This is a genomic window from Daejeonella sp. (assembly GCF_044342615.1).
GTDB lineage: Bacteria > Bacteroidota > Bacteroidia > Sphingobacteriales > Sphingobacteriaceae > Daejeonella.
The window spans coordinates 1-17938 of sequence record NZ_JBIIPN010000050.1 but is presented as its reverse complement, the minus strand read 5'-3'; the positions used below and the strand labels follow the sequence as shown (position 1 = coordinate 17938).

General features: G+C 34.9%; 13 protein-coding genes. 12 read left to right on the top strand and 1 reads right to left on the bottom strand.

The annotated features are described in order from the left end of the window. Window positions 1–136: 136 nt before the first annotated feature. The 5 genes from ACIQ0D_RS06180 (at window position 137) to ACIQ0D_RS06160 (ending at window position 9707) form a co-directional block, all read left to right on the top strand. Window positions 137–1045 (top strand): DMT family transporter, encoded by a 909-nt coding sequence (locus ACIQ0D_RS06180; RefSeq protein ID WP_395803802.1) that lies wholly within the window; start codon window positions 137–139, stop codon window positions 1043–1045. Window positions 1046–1713: 668 nt separating this feature from the next. After that, on the top strand, window positions 1714–4557 hold the full coding sequence (locus tag ACIQ0D_RS06175) for a TolB family protein (protein WP_395803800.1): 2844 nt from the start codon (window positions 1714–1716) through the stop codon (window positions 4555–4557). A gap of 106 nt (window positions 4558–4663) precedes the next feature. Beyond that, the gene (locus tag ACIQ0D_RS06170) at window positions 4664–4957 is read left to right on the top strand and encodes a hypothetical protein (protein ID WP_395803798.1); all 294 of its coding nucleotides are present in this window, start codon (window positions 4664–4666) and stop codon (window positions 4955–4957) included. A 170-nt stretch (window positions 4958–5127) separates the two neighbouring features. Then, the gene (locus ACIQ0D_RS06165) at window positions 5128–8250 is read left to right on the top strand and encodes a SusC/RagA family TonB-linked outer membrane protein (RefSeq protein ID WP_395803796.1); all 3123 of its coding nucleotides are present in this window, start codon (window positions 5128–5130) and stop codon (window positions 8248–8250) included. 5 nt (window positions 8251–8255) lie between these two features. Next, window positions 8256–9707, top strand: coding sequence for a SusD/RagB family nutrient-binding outer membrane lipoprotein (locus tag ACIQ0D_RS06160; protein WP_395803794.1), 1452 nt, complete (start codon window positions 8256–8258; stop codon window positions 9705–9707). Window positions 9708–9813: 106 nt separating this feature from the next. Here ACIQ0D_RS06160 and ispE read toward each other — a convergent pair whose 3' ends face one another. After that, window positions 9814–10617, bottom strand: coding sequence for a 4-(cytidine 5'-diphospho)-2-C-methyl-D-erythritol kinase (gene ispE / locus ACIQ0D_RS06155; protein ID WP_395803792.1), 804 nt, complete (start codon window positions 10615–10617; stop codon window positions 9814–9816). Between the two features lie 123 nt (window positions 10618–10740). Here ispE and ACIQ0D_RS06150 point away from each other — a divergent pair, with 123 nt between their 5' ends. The 7 genes from ACIQ0D_RS06150 to ACIQ0D_RS06120 all read left to right on the top strand — a co-directional run bounded on the left by ACIQ0D_RS06150 (window position 10741) and on the right by ACIQ0D_RS06120 (window position 17856). Then, on the top strand, window positions 10741–11535 hold the full coding sequence (locus tag ACIQ0D_RS06150) for a thymidylate synthase (protein ID WP_395803790.1): 795 nt from the start codon (window positions 10741–10743) through the stop codon (window positions 11533–11535). 3 nt (window positions 11536–11538) lie between these two features. Then, entirely contained in the window at window positions 11539–12024 is a 486-nt protein-coding gene (locus tag ACIQ0D_RS06145; protein ID WP_395803788.1) for a dihydrofolate reductase, read from the top strand. 113 nt (window positions 12025–12137) lie between these two features. Beyond that, window positions 12138–15086, top strand: coding sequence for a protein translocase subunit SecDF (secDF, locus tag ACIQ0D_RS06140; RefSeq protein ID WP_395803786.1), 2949 nt, complete (start codon window positions 12138–12140; stop codon window positions 15084–15086). A 96-nt stretch (window positions 15087–15182) separates the two neighbouring features. Beyond that, on the top strand, window positions 15183–15626 hold the full coding sequence (locus ACIQ0D_RS06135; RefSeq protein WP_395803784.1) for a MarR family winged helix-turn-helix transcriptional regulator: 444 nt from the start codon (window positions 15183–15185) through the stop codon (window positions 15624–15626). A gap of 26 nt (window positions 15627–15652) precedes the next feature. Then, window positions 15653–16657 (top strand): NAD(P)/FAD-dependent oxidoreductase, encoded by a 1005-nt coding sequence (locus tag ACIQ0D_RS06130; RefSeq protein ID WP_395803782.1) that lies wholly within the window; start codon window positions 15653–15655, stop codon window positions 16655–16657. Window position 16658: 1 nt separating this feature from the next. After that, the gene (locus ACIQ0D_RS06125) at window positions 16659–16979 is read left to right on the top strand and encodes a 2Fe-2S iron-sulfur cluster-binding protein (protein ID WP_395803780.1); all 321 of its coding nucleotides are present in this window, start codon (window positions 16659–16661) and stop codon (window positions 16977–16979) included. 22 nt (window positions 16980–17001) lie between these two features. Then, window positions 17002–17856: a hydroxymethylglutaryl-CoA lyase gene (locus ACIQ0D_RS06120; RefSeq protein WP_395803778.1), complete on the top strand. Its 855-nt coding sequence runs from the start codon at window positions 17002–17004 to the stop codon at window positions 17854–17856. Window positions 17857–17938 lie beyond the last annotated feature (82 nt).

Sequence of the window (17938 nt, the reverse complement as noted above, 5' to 3'; positions counted from 1 at the left end):
CATTATATTTATACAATTTGCCACTATGTTTGCTTTGAAAGGGGAATTACCGCCGCTAATTGCAGTATTTATTCCCAATGTAATTTTTGGGATGCTAGGCGTATATTTATTAATAAAAGCTCCAAAATAATACAATATGCCATCTTCAAAAACTCCGATTAGCCGTAACCTCATTATATTACACATAACCGTATTTATTTGGGGATTTACAGGTATCCTAGGAGCTGTTATTTCTATTGATGCTACCTACCTTGTTTGGTATCGGGTATTGATAGCTTTTGTAAGTTTATATGCCTATTTTCTATATAAAAAGACCCCTATTAAGGTTTCAAAAGAAACCTTTTTAAAGCTTTTTTTTACTGGTGCAATCGTTGCTTTACATTGGATTTTATTCTTTCAATCAATTAAGTCTTCAACCGTTTCGGTGGCCTTAGTGAGCCTATCATCACTAACATTATTCACGGCAATATTAGAACCAATCTTAAAAAAACAAAAGATTTCGAAGCTTGAAATCTTAACCGGATTATTTATAATTTTCGGAATTTATATGATTTTTAAGTTTGAATCTAAATACACATTCGGAATAATTTGCGGTTTATTAAGTGCTTTTTTTGCCAGTATTTTCTCCATTATAAATTCAAAACAAATACAAAATCGCCCAGCAGCCATTATAAGCTTCTATGAGCTTATTGGAGCTTGGGTGTGGGTTTCTATCTATTTATTAATTACAGAAGGACTGAAGGCTCCTGTGAGCCTCAATCCAACAGATTTTGCATTTTTATTTGTCTTGGGAACGGTTTGTACCTCTGTTGCATACGTTTCTGGCGTTGCAGTTATGAAAGAATTATCAGCATTTAAAGTGGCGCTTATAACCAATCTTGAGCCCATTTATGGCATCATTTTAGCGTTTCTTTTCTTCGGGAAAAAGGAGCAAATGACACTAGGATTTTATGTTGGAGCTCTCTTAATTTTAGGTACCATCTTTTTATTTCCCTATATAAAAAATATAAATACTAGAAAGATTTTAACAAAATCTGGAAAATAAAACAATCAAAAAAAAACACTAAGTACCCTCACAAATAGGATTAGGAAAAATGCAATAATTTGAAAAAATTTCAAATCAAATCTGCATCATATATATATAAACGAGTCGAAAATAATCTCATTTATCATCCTATTTTAAACAATTATAAAGCCATTTAAGACCTCGTTTTTCATCATTACTCACCAGAGAAAAAACAATCCATTTTATGGTTAGTTACATTCTGTAAAAATTAAAAGGCGCTGTATTCAAAGACCTTGAGAAAATGGAACATTGAAACTCAGAATTCGAAAGATAATTTATAAATAAGGTTCTAATTTAATCTGAATATTTCAAAATATATTTAATCAAAATTTATAAAATAGGAGCGGAGTTTTTACTACAAAATACTCTCAACAATCTGCACCTAAATTTTCATATCTTAAAAAATATCATTCAATTTAATTGAAATAATGTCCTTAAAATTTTGCTATATTTCAACATTCAAATTTTCTCAAAAAAGCCTCTTTTTTTAAGAAAAAATCATTTTTGTATATAAATTAAACCTTGAATTTATAAAACATAATTTATTAATAATCAGTTATTTATGAATTTTATTTGAAATCATAATTAATATAAAGAATTGTCAAAATACGACATCGGACTAAAATATTTAGCAAATTGATTTAATCATGAAATTATATAAACTTAAATATCTATTTATCAGTACTTTATGTATATTTATATCAAGTACATATTCAACAGATGTTTTTTCACAAATATTTAGTGCAGAACAGAACCCACCGAGCATAAAATGGTTACAAATTAACAGCACCAATTTTCAAATCATCTACCCTACCGAACTCGAGATAGAAGCTCAAAGAATGGCAAATACTTTGGAGCATGTTGTAGGTGCCGTTAGTAAATCATTAAATACTAAGCCAAGAAAAATCTCCATCATTTTGCAAAACCAATCGCTTATTTCTAATGGCTTCGTTCAGCTTGCGCCACGCCGATCTGAGTTTTTTACTACCTCGCCTCAAAACATCGACTTCCAAGATTGGCTCAATAGCTTAGCTATTCACGAGCTCCGCCATGTGGTACAATTTGATAAGCTTAACCCAAATCTTAAAGCTCCATTTTTTGAAGAGTTAGCTCTCGCAATTTTTGGCATCTCCCTCCCTCCCTGGTTCTATGAGGGTGATGCTGTTGGTATTGAAACTGCACTTAGCCATGCAGGCCGCGGGCGACTTCCAGAATGGGAATTGTTTTTAAAGACAAATACACTAAGCTCAAAAAAATACTCCTACTCTAAAAACTATTTTGGATCCTTCAAAGACAGAACACCTGGCTATTATCAATTGGGCTATTTCATGACTAGCAAACTTCGAAGAGATTATGGTGAAGGAATTATGGATAGTATTTTAACACGAATTTCGAGAAGTCCTTTGCGTCCTTATAACCTAAGTAATTCAATCAAGAAATTTACAGGAATGAATAGCAAAACACTCCATGACTCAACAATAAGTGAAATTGAAAATTTATGGAAGAAACAAGAAAGTGAAATTAACGCTAAGTCCTACCCAATTTTAAATAAAAGAAAAGATTCATTACCTAGCGACTACCTCTTCCCTGTCCGAATATCTGACAGAGAAATTATTGCTTTAAAGCAAAGTCTTACAGAAACCCCGAGCATAATTTTAATAGACGAAAAGGGTAATGAAAAAACAATCAAAAGAATCGGTTTTCAAACTGAACCAAATTTTAATTATGCAGCAGGCAAAATTGTTTGGGATGAAATAAGATTCGACAAAAGATTTTTTAAACGGACTTACAATGTGATAAATATTCTAGACTTAAAAAGCGGAGCATATAAACAAATAACTCATAGAAGTAGGCTCTTTTCTCCTGCACTTTCGGCGGATGGAACTAGAGTGGTAGCTGTAATGATCAAAGAAGACAATAAGAGCCTCCTGGTTGAATTAGATTCCGAGTCGGGTGAAATTATCAATGAGCACATGCCAAATACCAAACAAGCGCTCCAAATGCCCTCCTATAGCAAAGATGGCAATAGAATTGTATGCAGCGTGAGCAGCAAAGAAGGATCCTCGCTTTTAGAATTTGATTTAACCACGGGAATTCGCAAATATTTGTTAGCACTCGACAAACAACAAATTAGTAGACCAATATACGCCAACAGCATCATACTTTTTCGAGCCCACTACAACGGAATAAACAATATTTACAGTTTAGAACCCAGCACAAACAAAATCACAGCATTGAGCAATGCAAAATATGGTTCTTCTAGTCCCTCCTATCATACCAACAGCAATAGCATACTATTCAGTAATTATGAAGCATTAGGCTACGATATCACATCGATTCCGTTTGAAATTAGTCATAAAATCGATTTTGCGACTAAGAATACCTTCATAGATTACGCTGCACCAATAATCTTACAAGAATCCAATTCCTCGTTATTAGACAGTATTCCTGAATTAAAATATGAAAGCAAAAAATTTCAGGAAACTAGTAATCTCTTTTATTTCCATAGCCTATCACCCATTTTTGAAGAAGGCAATAGCACTAATGACCAAAAAATTGGTTTCAAATTAAAATCGAATAACAAACTAAACACTTTTGATTTTCACACAGGCTATCAATATAATTCAAGCTTGCGAAGACATGAGTATTTGGCAGAAATTAGCTATAAACGGTTCTATCCTATATTTAATTTAAAATACATTAATCGTGCTCAATTAGCTAGTTTTAGACAAAACAATAATATAATTCCAATTAATTGGCGTGAAAACTTTGTTGAAATGGAAATGAATATACCTTTCACTTTCAATAGGCTGAACAAAACCTATAATTTAGGTATTTTAAGTTCAACTAGTTATACTTCACGTTATGAAATACAGAATAAACCAGGGAATTTCATTGATGAGCTTAGATTTCCAATAAAATATACAGCATATTTCAGGAGTAACACGCAGCGAAGTTCGAGGGATATTGCACCAAAATGGGGACAAAACTTAATTCTATCTTATTTTCATTTACCATTTGAATCGCAGCTGAGTGGACGCCTAATTGCATTAAGAACTATGTTTTATAGTCCGGGGATTTTACAAAATCATTCCTTTCAAGCTAGCTTTAATTATCAAAATAGCGATGGAGCATATGCTTTCAACATCGAAATTCCACGAATTAGTGGCTATAATAACTTAAATACGAGCACTAAATTAAGAAATACACTTTTATTAGATTATAAGCTTCCCTTATTTTACCCAGATGCTGAAATTGGTCCGATAGCCTATATTAAAAGAGTTAAGGGAGGACTTTTTACAGATTTTGAGAATATTGGAAAGAAATCAAAATTTTATGCACGTAGCTACGGATTTGAATTGAGTGCTGATATGAACTTAATGCGCTTTTATCTTCCAGATTTTGAACTTGCCGGGAAAATAATATTCTCAAATGAAACCAGTAGAAAAAAGCCGATTTTTGAGTTGGGATTTACCTATAATATTAATTAGTGTTTATCAGGCGCAAATATTTTTACAACAATAATATAGCAAAAAAAATAATTATTAGCAAATTATTCGAGCAAAATCCGATATTCGAGTTTACAAAATAGATCACATGTCATTCAAAACAATTTTTATTATTATCGTTTCTGTATTGGTTACTGTCATATTAATGAACAATACCGATGAAATTCAATTTTGGATTTTTGGAAATGCTAAGATTCCAAAATTAGCAGTTTTAGGGTTCATGTTCGGACTTGGAGCAATTGTGGGATATATTGCTGGCAGGCCACGTAAAAAACCGAATAGACATGAAGATTTGGAGGATAATGAAGATGAGTTTACTAATCCTAATGACAACAAAGAAAGCAGTAGGTTAAGCGATGAAGATCGTGAGTATATTAAATAGCGAGCACGTTCCTGCCCTATATTTTCAATGATTTAAATTTTATTCCATTATAATCCATATAGTTATCTCGAACAATAATTCTTATATCTGTGTGATGAAAATGTAATGAATTTTCTTTTTTGTCTATTATTTTTTCTAATTTCCACTATTATTTATCAAAAATTATTTTTATGAAAAAAACCAGACTTTTTTTTCTGCCTATTTTATTATTTCTGACTATCAGTGTTAGCGCACAGGTTAGAGAAATAAAAGGCACGGTTACCGCTGCTGAAGATGGAACCACCCTTCCTGGAGTAAGCATTCGGGTAAAAGGTACAAGTACCGGGGCCACAACTGACCCAAATGGAAATTACCGCATTCAGGTCCCAAACAATGACGCGACCCTCGTTTTTGCATTCATCGGTTTTTCTGTACAAGAAATCCGTGTTGGAACGCAAAGTACTATTAATGTAAAAATGAATAATGACAGTAAGCAACTCGAAGAAGTGGTTGTAACTACTGGTTTAGGTATTTCACGTCAACAAAAATCATTAGGATATGCCGCTCAAGGTGTAAAATCTGAGGATCTGAACATTAATAGACAACCTAATATTTTGAATGCACTACAAGGTAAAGTTGCCGGTGCAACTATTTCTAGTGTTGGTGGTGGCCCTGGACAAGGTGCTAATATTCGTATTAGAGGTATTAATTCCATAGATGCATCTGCTTCAAATGATCCATTGTATGTGATTGATGGAATTCAAATTGACAATTCAACCTCAACCCAAGGATCTGGAGCAGGAGCCAATGTTCGTTCAGTGGGAAACAGAGCATCGGATATTAACCCAGATGATATTGAAACTATCAATATTTTAAAAGGTGGTGCTGCAACGGCCTTATATGGATTAAGAGGTTCAAATGGTGTTGTAATAATTACAACTAAAAAAGGAAAAGGCACCGGAATTAGAACCAACTTTACAAGCACATATGGTTTTGAAAATGTAAATAAAACTCCAGCTGTACAAACAGAATATACTGCGGGTATTCTTGGGGTTTATCAACCAATCGGACTAGGTCCGGCTTGGGGGCCAACAATCGCTGAAGCTAAAGCAATTGACCCAACTCATCCAGATCAGCTTTTCGAGAATTACAAAAATGCATTTGATACTGGTAGTCAGCTACGAAATACAGTTTCAGTTACTGGTGGCTCAGAAGCTATTAAATTCTTTTCATCAGTATCTCAGTTCAATCACGATGGAATGTTACCATTTACTGATTACCAGAACCTATCAGCAAGATTAAATACCGACATTAAGATTAGTCCAAAAATTACTGCAGGAGTAAATATGGGTTTCAATAATTCTGGCGGTTATCGTTTTGATGCAGATCGTTATGGAGAAAGTTTAACCTATTATTCTGGACGTTGGGATGTAAGAGATTATATCAACGAAGATGGAACACAAAAGTGGAGAGGAACTAACAATCCGATTTTTGGAGCTGCAACAAATAGATTGAGAGACAATGTTAATCGTTATATAGCTGGTGCAAATGTAGGTTATTCTCCTACAAGCTGGTTGAATTTCAACTATCGTGTTGGTGTTGATACTTATACGGATAATCGTAAACGTACTGCTCCTGGTAGAAGAGGAATACCAGGTGAAGCTGTTTATGACAATGCTGATGGTTTTGTTGGCGAGTATCTAACTACTTATAGAGCAATTAACTCTACATTATTGGCAACCGCTACAAAACAAATCACAAAAAATATAAATGGAACACTCCGTTTAGGATACGAAGTTTATGATAGAAGTACTAAAGACAATGGTGTATTAGGTAGCGTTTTAAGTATTTATAATGATTTCAGGTTAGTCAATGCAAAAACACTAGCTGTTTCACAAGGCATGAATGAATACCGCTCTAATGGTTTCTTTGGTGAGGCTACTTTTGATTATAAAAACTACTTATTCTTGACAGTAACTGGTCGTAATGATGTAACATCTACACTTTCGGCAGCTAATAGATCATTCTTTTATCCATCAGCGAGTTTGAGTTATGTTTTCTCAGACAATCTTAAACTACCAGCCTTTATCGGCCAAAGTAAATTGAGATTATCTTATGCTCAAATTGGTAAAGATGCATCTCCATATTCGACATCTACTGGCTTCTCTAATTATAGTGGGTTACCTACTGGAGTAACAGGATTAACTATCTCTTCTAATTTAGGGGATTTGAACTTAAGACCTGAATTTACAGACACCTATGAAGCGGGTCTAGAAATGTCATTCCTGAAAAATCGTTTAAATTTTGACCTTACGTATTATTACTCATTAAGTAAGGATCAAATTACTAGAGCACAAGTTTCTTCAACAACTGGCTATGTGACTGCTTCTATCAATGCAGGTACAATTCGCAATAAAGGTATTGAGCTTGTTTTAGGTGGTACACCTATTAAAACAAGAGACTTTACTTGGGACGCAACACTTAATTTTTCTGCTAACAGAAACAAGGTAATAAGTCTTAAAGAGGGATTAAGTGAAATAATTTATGGAGCTCCAACCGGAGGTTACATCAATTCACCGGTTACATTTAAAATTATTCCTGGAGAACCATACGGAAATATCTATGGTTCATATTACCTACGTTATCAAGGCAATAATGTAGAAGATCCAATGCGTACAGATAAATCATTACCATTATTGATTGGAGCTAATGGATTCCCAATTTCTTCATTAACAAGACAAAAATTGCTTGGAAATTCACAGCCTGATTGGATTGGTGGATTTACAAATAATTTCACCTACAAGCGATTAACTGTTTCAACATTAATTGATGCACGCTGGGGCTTTGAGAAATTCAATAGATTAGAAAACTTTAATTCCGCATTCGGGATTGCAGATTATACAGCTAATCGTAGGTCATTCTTTACCTTCCCTGGTAAGCTAGCTGATGGTACAGAAAATACTAAATCAGTTTGGTTAAATCAAGGTTTAGGACCGGATGGCGTAAATTATGGGGAAGGATATTACAGACTATACCACAGATCACTTTCTGAACCTTTTGTACAAGATGCATCATGGATTCGCCTGCGTTCTGCAAGTATTTCTTATTCATTACCTTCAAAATGGTTGCCAACGAAAACTATTCGTAATGCGAATATTTCAATTACTGGCAATAACCTATTCTTGCGTACTGACTATTACGGACTTGATCCTGAGTCAATATCTGCAGATAGCGGTAGCAATGTGGATGGTGCTGCAGGTATGACATACCCAGCTGCCAGAACATTTTTATTTACACTTAATGTTGGATTTTAAAGATTATGATGATGCATAAAATATATAAAAACTCCCTAATCTTAATTATTGGAGCTGCATTAACCTTTCAAGGATGCAGTAAAGAATATTTTGATGAGCTAAGCACTAATCCTAATCAGGTTTCAGAAGCTACTCTACCCGCTCTATTATCAACTTCAACAGCTAAAGCTGGCTTAAACAATTTTACTGTTGGAAGTACTGTTGCACCATATGTTCAATATACAGCAAATCCTACTGCTTCATCGGCTAGTGACATTTATGAAACAATTGATTTTACCGGTATGTGGGATGCGCTTTATTTCGCTATGGCGGATGTAAACGAATTGAAGAAGCTAGCGGTAAAACAAGGCTCAAGTGAATATTTAGGTGTTGCAAATGTATTGATGGCTTATAACCTAATGATGGTTAATGATTTATGGGGTGCAGCTCCATATTCTGAAGCTTTTAATCCAAATAATTTTACGCCTAAATATGATAGCGATCAGGCTTTATACACAGCTTCATTAACTCTTCTAGATGAAGCAATTACAGAGCTATCCAAAACTACTGCAACAATTAAATTAGCTGCTGCAAGTGATCTTATTCATGCTGGCGACCGTTCAAGATGGTTAAAAACTGCAAATGGATTAAAAGCTAGACTTCTAATTAAGACAAGTAAAACATCAACCTTTAACGCTACTTCTGTATTAACTGCTGTTGGAAATTCTTATTCTTCAAATGCGGATGATGCTGGAATGGCAACCTTTGTTTTGCGTAATAATTGGGCTACTGTTTCAAGAAACAATGCAGCTTTAACTCTAGGAGGCTGGCTATCCGAGCAGTTTGTTGATCATTTAAATGGTAAAACATACGGACTCTTTGATCCAAGAATCAAAAGAATCACAGATGTTACCGTTGTTCCTGGAAATCCTACTTACCCACTATACATTGGAACAGTAAATGGTGCTGGAAACAGAATCAATGGATCTTTCAATAACACAACTAAAGATGAGAACTATATTTCGTTTAATTCACCATGGACAAGCGACACTTCGCCTTTGTTAATTATGACCTTCGCCGAGCTTAAATTTATTGAGGCAGAAGCTGCATTGGCAACAGACCCATCAAGAGCTTATACAGCTTATTTAGCAGGTATTCGTGCCAATATGGATAAGTTACAAGTCCCAACAAGCGAACGCGACGCGTACTTAGCTGATGCAAGAGTTGCTGTGGGTGCAGCAAACCTGACAAAAGATCTTATTTTTAAGGAAAAGTACGTATCCACCTACTTAAATCCAGAAGCATTTAATGATGCTCGTAGATATGATTTCAAGTACAAAGACTTCACCTTGCCTCAAAATGCTGTTCTTACTTCATTTATTAGAAGATTAGATTATCCTTTAGGTGAACGCAGCAAAAATGGAACTAATGTTCCTGCTGGTGTAGCTAGAACTACTAAATTATGGTGGGATCAATAAAATACAATTAAATTAATTAAAGCCTCAGCAATAGCTGGGGCTTTTTAATTTTAGGAAATTAATATTAAACAGGGGTGTATTTAGTAGATTAATTAAATTAAGATTATCACACTCCGTAAAAAACTTGATTATCTTTTTCCAACTCAGTTAATTGAACTTTTTCCCTAAATATTCCAAAAACTGAAGCTCCACTCCCACTCATAGATGCGAATAAAGCACCTGATTGATAAAGCTTTGATTTTATCTCACCAACAATAGGATATTGATCAAAAACAGATGTTTCAAAATCATTTTTAATAGTCGCCTTCCATGCTTCAATTGGTAAATTAATTAGTTCAATTAAAGAATTTGTAACGGAATGAGGAATTACTCCTCGATAAGCCTCTGCTGTAGATACATGTACTGGAGGCATTATTAAAACCAAAAAGTATTTACTAAGATCTAAAGCTATATTTTGCAATTGATCGCCCTTAGCAAAGGCAATAGAAGGCTTATTTTGAATAAAGAAGGCACAATCAGATCCCAGCTGTGAGGCATAATCCTCCATTTTAGAAAAATCAAGACCTATTTCAAATTTTTCGTTCATTAATTTGATAAAAAATGAAGCATCTGAAGATCCACCGCCTAATCCTGCACCAATCGGAATATGCTTATGCAAATGAATATGAATAGGAGGAAGCTTATAATCATTAGCTAAAAGATGATAAGCCTTGACGCAAAGATTATCCATTTCGTTTCCGGGAATTTCTATACCAGATGAAGAAAAAGAAAGACTGTCTGACTCAACAACCTCTAGACCATCCCTAAGACCAATAGGATAGAAAATAGTTTCTAAATTATGGTAACCATCTTCCCTTTTACTGAGAATATTTAATCCAATGTTTATTTTTGCATTTGGGAAGGTAATCATATTCTAAAGATCGCTACTTTTATAAAAAAAATTAGACCTGCAAAAGTACATTAATATTTTATTTGCTGATATTTGATTTTTAGCAAGAAAATAATTAGAAGAATTTAACATCTATCATCATACATGAAACAATACCTTGATCTGATGCAGCATGTTCTGCAAAATGGAACTCAAAAACATGATCGTACCGGCACAGGCACCATTAGTGTTTTTGGTTATCAGATGCGTTTTAATTTACAAGAAGGCTTCCCATTGGTAACTACAAAGAAAGTTCACCTTAGATCCATTATACATGAATTAATCTGGTTTTTAAAGGGAGAAACTAATATCGCCTATCTCAAAGAGAATGGAGTGAGTATTTGGGACGAATGGGCAGATGAAAAAGGAGAACTAGGACCGGTTTATGGTTCACAATGGAGATCATGGCCAACACCAAATGGAGGCCATATCGATCAGATTAGTCAGGTTATTAATCAAATAAAATCGAATCCTGACTCTAGAAGATTAATTGTATCTGCATGGAATGTGGCAGAGATTGAAAATATGGCACTTCCTCCATGCCATAGTTTTTTTCAGTTTTATGTGGCAGAGGGAAAATTAAGCTGTCAACTTTATCAAAGAAGTGCAGATATCTTTTTAGGAGTTCCTTTTAATATTGCTTCCTATGCCCTACTTAACATGATGGTTGCCCAAGTTTGTAATCTTCAAGTTGGCGATTTTATTCATACCTTAGGAGATGCTCACTTATATAATAATCATCTTGAGCAAACAAAGCTTCAATTAAGTCGTGATTGCCGTCCATTACCACAAATGAAACTAAATCCAGATATAAAAAATATTTTCGATTTTAAATTTGAAGATTTCAGTTTAGAAAATTATGATCCTCATCCACACATTAAAGGCGCTGTAGCCATTTAAAACATGAAAATAAGCCTAATTGTAGCTGTAGATGAAAAAAATGGGATTGGAAAAAACAATCAATTGCCTTGGCACCTACCTGCCGATTTACAGCATTTTAAGAAGATAACTACAGGCTTTCCTATAATAATGGGAAGAAAAACTTTCGATTCTATTGGAAAAGCACTTCCCAATAGAAGAAATATAGTGATTAGTCGCCAAGAAGACCTTGAAATTAATGGTGTAGAGGTCTGCGATTCACTTCAAAATGCAATTTCATTGTGTAAAAATGAACAAGAAATATTTATTATTGGTGGTGCTCAAATATTTGAACAATCATTAGATATAGCTAACACACTTTATTTAACAGTTATTCAAAATAATTTCTTTGCGGATACCTTCTTTCCCGAAATAGACAAAAAACTATGGAAAGAAAGCTCAAATGAGCCCCATGAACCAGATGAAAAGAATATTTATTACTATAATTTCAAAAAATATGACAAGATTTAACATATCTTTTCATTTCTCTGCTAAAGAACTATTCCAAAAAACAAAAATTTAATTAGCTTTGGCGTCTTAACCAAAATAGGCTTAAATCAACATTAACAGACAATTAAAATAAAATGCAAGGTAAAGGATTAATAAAATTCGCAGCAATAGCGCTCACAATCGCGTGTTTGTATTCACTTTCGTTCACATGGATAGCGAATAAAGTTGAAAAAGAAGCCAAGGAGTTTTCAAAAGGAGATGTTACAAAAGAAAAGAATTATCTTGATTCTGTAGCCTCTGTACCGGTGTTTGGTAGCTTAGATTACATCACATATCAATACGCTAAAGAACGTGAAATTCCTCTAGGGCTCGACTTAAAAGGCGGTATGAACGTTACCATGGAAATCTCATTAAGTGAAATGGTACGTAACCTAGCCAATAACAGCACTGATGCAAATTTCAATGCAGCAATTAGAAATGCTGAAAAAGCAACCGCTGAAGGTGATAAAGATTTTATCTCAGCTTTTGGTAGAGAATATGAAAAACTTAGTCCCAATTCAAGACTTGCAACTATTTTTGCAACTAAAGAAAATTCAGCAACTTTAAAAGTTGATGCTGACAATAAGGCTGTTTTAGATTTCTTAAGAAAAGCTGCCGATGGTGCGATTGACCTATCATTCAATATTCTTCGTACACGTATCGATAAATTTGGTGTTACATCTCCAAATATCCAGAAACAACAGGGTACTAATCGAATTTTAATCGAATTACCTGGTGTTAATGAGCCTGATCGTGTTCGTAAATTATTACAAGGATCTGCAAAACTTGAGTTTTGGGAAACTTATGATAATTCAGAGATTTTTGGTTTACTTCAAAATGTAAACAGCATTTTAGCGAGTTCAGTTAAAAGTACTGATACAACAAAAACTACTGCTGCTCAAGATACTTCTAAGAGTAAACTTGCTGCATTAGGAAAAAAAGACAGCAATGCAACGGATAGCGCAGCAATTAAAAGCAAATTACAAGCTGAGCAAGCTAAACAAAATCCTTTGTTTGCCTTGTTAAATCCTGCAACATTCCAAGGACAAGATGGTCAAACTAATTTACAGCCTGGCCCAGTAGTTGGGTATGCAGCCTTAAAAGATACTGCAAAAATTAATTCTTATTTTTCGTCAACTGCAGTTAGAGCTGTAATTCCACAAAACATAAAATTATACTGGGGAGTTAAAGCAATTTCTGAAGAAAGTAAAGTGTTTGAACTTTATGCATTAAAAACAAGCAATTTAGCTGGCGGTCCGGCATTAGAAGGCGATGTAATTTCTGATGCACGTTCTGACTACGATCAACGTGGGAATCCTGAAGTTGTGATGGTAATGAATGCTGATGGAGCACGTTCATGGCGTACAATTACTGCGGCAGCGTCTGCCAATCCAAACAATAAAAGAAGTGTAGCCATTGTTTTAGATAACCTTGTTTACTCTGCTCCTACTGTTCAAGGTGAAATTCCAAATGGTATTTCTTCAATTAGCGGTAATTTTAAAATTGAAGATACTCAAGATCTTGCAAACGTATTAAAAGCAGGTAGATTACCAGCTCCAGCTAAAATAGTAAGTGATTATGTAGTAGGTCCATCATTGGGAGCTGCATCAATCTCAGCTGGTTTACTTTCAACCATAGCAGGTATTATTTTCATTCTTATTTTCATGGGAATGTATTACAGTACTGCCGGTTGGGTTGCAAATGTTGCCCTAATCGTCAACTTATTCTTCTTAATGGGTGTTCTTGCTTCTTTAGGTGCTGTTTTAACTTTACCAGGTATTGCAGGTATCGTACTTTCATTAGGTATGTCGGTTGATGCCAACGTTCTAATTTATGAACGTATTCGAGAAGAAATTGGTGAAGGAAAGTCTTTACGATTAGCCATAACAGAAGGTTTTAGAAAAGCAATGCCTTCAATCCTAGATTCAAATATTACCACTTTCTTAACTGGAGTTATTCTATATGTATTTGGTCAAGGTCCGATAGTAGGTTTTGCTACCACATTAATGATAGGTATCGTTACCTCATTATTTGCAGCTATATTCATCTCGCGCCTAGTATTTGAGTGGTTATTAGATGGTAAAAAAGCAATTCACTTTTCAATCAAAGCGACTCAAAATCTATTTAAAGATTCTAAATTCGATTTTATCACTGGCCGTAAGCGCTTCTATTTCTTATCTGCTGCCATTATAGTTGCTGGTATAATCTCTGCATTTACGCAAGGATTTAGCTTAGGTGTTGACTTCCAAGGTGGTAGAGCTTATTTTGTAGCCTTCGAAAAACCAGTAGAGGTTGAAAACGTTCGTTCAATCTTAGTTGATGAATTTGGTACTGCAGTTGAGGTGAAAACATTTGGTTCATCAAATCAAGTTAAAATCACTACTGCTTATCTTATCAACGATAATTCTGATCAGGCTAATGATCAAGTAAGTGAGAAATTAGCTTCTGGCTTGAAAAAAATCAGTCCTAATTATGAGATCAAAGATTCACAAAAAGTAACCCCTACCATAGCTGACGACATCAAAACTTCAGCTATTTGGGCAGTAATTTTCTCAATCTTAGTAATCTTCTTGTATATTTTAGTACGATTTAAAAGAATGGCATTCGGTTTTGCAGCAATTCTTGCACTTGTGCATGATGTGCTTGTTTTACTTGCAATATTCACCATATTCAATGGTTGGTTACCATTCTCCTTAGATATCGACCAAGCCTTTGTTGCAGCGATTCTAACAGTAATGGGTTACTCAATCAACGATACGGTAGTTGTATTTGACCGTGTTCGTGAATATATTGGTCAGCACCACTCTAAAAACGAAGATTTACCATCTGTTATTAATAACGCACTAAACAGCACTTTAAGTAGAACAGTGATCACCGGTATCTGTACCATTGCGGTACTTCTTATCATCTTCATCTTTGGTGGTGAAATATTAAGAGGCTTCTCTTTCGCTATGCTAATCGGTGTTATCTTCGGAACTTATTCATCTTTATTCGTAGCAACACCATTTGTTGTTGAATTCATTAAAGAAAAGGAAAAAGTTTAATTACAATTTTCATTAAAACAAAAAAGCATCCGCAAAACGGATGCTTTTTTGTTTTATAACAATTTTATATAGATATTTGTTGTACTAACAATAAGTATGGCAACAGAAAAATTTAGCACCTATTCTTATTTGCTGGATAGAACAGCAAGAAAGGTAAAACAATATGCTCAGCGTCGTTTTAATGCAGAAAATTACGACATCACAGTTGATCAATGGTTAATTTTAAAGAACCTAAACAACGAAAACGACCTAAATCAGAGTCAGCTAGCCGAAATAACTGGTAAGGACCACCCTACACTAACGAGAATCATTGATCTTTTGTGCCGTAAGGGACTTACAGAGAGAAAAATACACCCATTTGACAGACGATCATTTCATATTCATCTTACTAATTTAGGAAGGAATCGCGTTGTGGAATGGAGTCCTAAAATGTCTGAAATACGTATGAAGGCATGGGAAAACCTGTCTGAAGATGATTATTTAAATCTAAAAAGAATTCTCAACACCATTTATACTAATCTGGATAATGAAAGTGAATAATCAATCTAAACCAAGAAATAAATAAAATGATATCAACAGACCTTTGTATAATTGGATCTGGCCCAGTCGGACTCTTCGCTGTATTTGAAGCAGGTTTACTCAAGATGAGATGCCACCTGATAGATACATTACCGCAGGTTGGTGGCCAATTATCGGAAATATACCCTCAAAAACCCATTTACGACATACCGGGATATCCTGAAATTAAGGCTCAAGAACTTGTTGAAAGATTAATGGAGCAAATTGCACCATTTAATCCTGGATTTACCTTAGGAGAACGAGTTGAAAAATTAGAGAAACAAGCTGATGGTTCAATTATTGTAGAAACTAATGATGGCACCAAGGTGCATTGTCAAGTTGTTGTAATTGCTGGTGGATTAGGATGCTTTGAGCCACGTAAACCAGAAATAAAGGGGCTTCTTGATTTTGAAGGTAAAGGAGTAGAATATATGGTTAAAAATCCTGAGCATTTTCGGAATAAAAGAGTGGTTTTAGCTGGAGGTGGCGATTCGGCGCTCGATTGGACTATCTTTCTGGCCGATATCGCTGAAAAAGTAACCTTAATTCATCGTGGTGATACTTTTCGTGGAGCACCCGACTCGGCCGAGAAAGTCCATGAATTGGCAAGTACCGGAAAAATCGATTTAATTCTACAATCCAATCTATTAAGTATTTCAGGAAATAACCATCTTCAGGAAGTTTATTATATTGGTAGAGACCAAGTCGAAAAAACAATTGAAGCCGATTATTTAATTCCGCTTTTTGGCTTAAGTCCCAAATTAGGTCCAATAGCCGAATGGGGATTAAATATCGAAAAATCAGCCATAGAAGTTAATACGTTTGATTACTCGACAAATGTAGAGCGAATCTATGCAATTGGTGATATCAATACCTATCCTGGCAAGCTAAAACTGATTTTATGCGGTTTTCATGAGTCTGCTTTGATGGTTCAGAGTGCTTTCAAATACGTGTACCCTGATCAAAAACTAAGTTTTAAATACACTACCGTTTACGGCGTAAATTCATTTTAAAATGATCAATATAACCATTGAAGATAGAACTGGAGAGCAACAGGATGTTGAGATTCCTGAAGAGATAAGTTTAAGTCTGATGGAGGTTTTAAAAGCCTCAGGATATACTATTTTGGCAACTTGCGGCGGAATGGCACTTTGCGCAACTTGCCATGTACAAGTACTGAAAGGCTTAGAACAACTTCCGGAAGCGGGAAATGACGAGATGGATATGCTTGATACACTTCCAGATGCGAATTTTGATAGTAGATTAGCATGTCAGATCCGCATGAGCGAGAACCTTAATGGCATGATATTTAAAATAAGAGGTGACGAGCAATAAAACAATTGTTAAAAAGCTAAGAATGACAAAATTAATTGAATGCCCGAGAGATGCTATGCAAGGCTTGCATGAGTTTGTCCCTACAGAAATAAAGGCAGAATATATCAATCTCTTAATCAAGGTAGGCTTCGACACCATTGATTTTGGAAGTTTTGTATCACCAAAAGCTATTCCACAGTTAAAAGACACGATTGAAGTCCTTGAAAAGCTCGATCTAAAACCCGATGGTACCAAATTATTAGCTATCGTAGCAAATAAACTGGGAATCGAAAATGCCATAAAACACCCTCAAATTACCTATTTAGGCTTTCCATTTTCGATTTCTGAAACATTTCAACAAAGAAACACCAATTCAAGTATTAATGAATCATTGCTACGAGTTGAAGAATTAATAAACCAATGCAGTAAATCAAATAAAGAGGCCGTGATTTATCTATCTATGGGATTTGGAAATCCTTATGGTGATGCATGGAGCCATGAAATTGTTGAGCATTGGGCTGGCGAACTTGCTAAGCGTGGAGCCAAAATATTATCACTTGCCGACACAACGGGGGTATCAAATCCTGAAAAAATCAATTACCTCTTCCCCCACCTCGTAAATAGCTTTCCCGATATTGAATTCGGAGTTCACTTGCACAGCAATCCTACAAACTGGCATGAAAAAATAGAAGCAAGCTGGAATAGCGGCTGCAGACGCTTTGATAGCGCCCTCAGGGGATTCGGAGGATGCCCAATGGCAAAACATGAGCTGACAGGAAATATCGCAACAGAGAGCCTTATTTCATTCCTAGAGGCAAAAGGTGAAAAACTTTCCTTAAACATGGAAATATGGAATGAAGCAATGAGGTATTCGAATAAGGTATTTGGAAATATGTAGGGACAGGTCGCGACCTGTCCTTTAGACGAATTTTATATGTAAGAGGACAGATCGCAATCTATCCTTATAATGAATGAATCTT

Excerpts from the sequence above, each read along its gene's own strand:
- ACIQ0D_RS06130 (WP_395803782.1), top strand. The coding sequence starts at position 15,653 with ATGATATCAACAGACCTTTGTATAATTGGATCTGGCCCAGTCGGACTC.
- ACIQ0D_RS06175 (WP_395803800.1), top strand. The coding sequence starts at position 1,714 with ATGAAATTATATAAACTTAAATATCTATTTATCAGTACTTTATGTATA.
- ACIQ0D_RS06120 (WP_395803778.1), top strand. The coding sequence starts at position 17,002 with ATGACAAAATTAATTGAATGCCCGAGAGATGCTATGCAAGGCTTGCAT.
- ACIQ0D_RS06180 (WP_395803802.1), top strand. The coding sequence starts at position 137 with ATGCCATCTTCAAAAACTCCGATTAGCCGTAACCTCATTATATTACAC.
- ACIQ0D_RS06125 (WP_395803780.1), top strand. The coding sequence starts at position 16,659 with ATGATCAATATAACCATTGAAGATAGAACTGGAGAGCAACAGGATGTT.
- ispE (WP_395803792.1), bottom strand. The coding sequence starts at position 10,617 with ATGATTACCTTCCCAAATGCAAAAATAAACATTGGATTAAATATTCTC.
- ACIQ0D_RS06145 (WP_395803788.1), top strand. The coding sequence starts at position 11,539 with ATGAAAATAAGCCTAATTGTAGCTGTAGATGAAAAAAATGGGATTGGA.
- ACIQ0D_RS06150 (WP_395803790.1), top strand. The coding sequence starts at position 10,741 with ATGAAACAATACCTTGATCTGATGCAGCATGTTCTGCAAAATGGAACT.
- ACIQ0D_RS06160 (WP_395803794.1), top strand. The coding sequence starts at position 8,256 with ATGATGATGCATAAAATATATAAAAACTCCCTAATCTTAATTATTGGA.
- ACIQ0D_RS06135 (WP_395803784.1), top strand. The coding sequence starts at position 15,183 with ATGGCAACAGAAAAATTTAGCACCTATTCTTATTTGCTGGATAGAACA.
- secDF (WP_395803786.1), top strand. The coding sequence starts at position 12,138 with ATGCAAGGTAAAGGATTAATAAAATTCGCAGCAATAGCGCTCACAATC.
- ACIQ0D_RS06170 (WP_395803798.1), top strand. The coding sequence starts at position 4,664 with ATGTCATTCAAAACAATTTTTATTATTATCGTTTCTGTATTGGTTACT.
- ACIQ0D_RS06165 (WP_395803796.1), top strand. The coding sequence starts at position 5,128 with ATGAAAAAAACCAGACTTTTTTTTCTGCCTATTTTATTATTTCTGACT.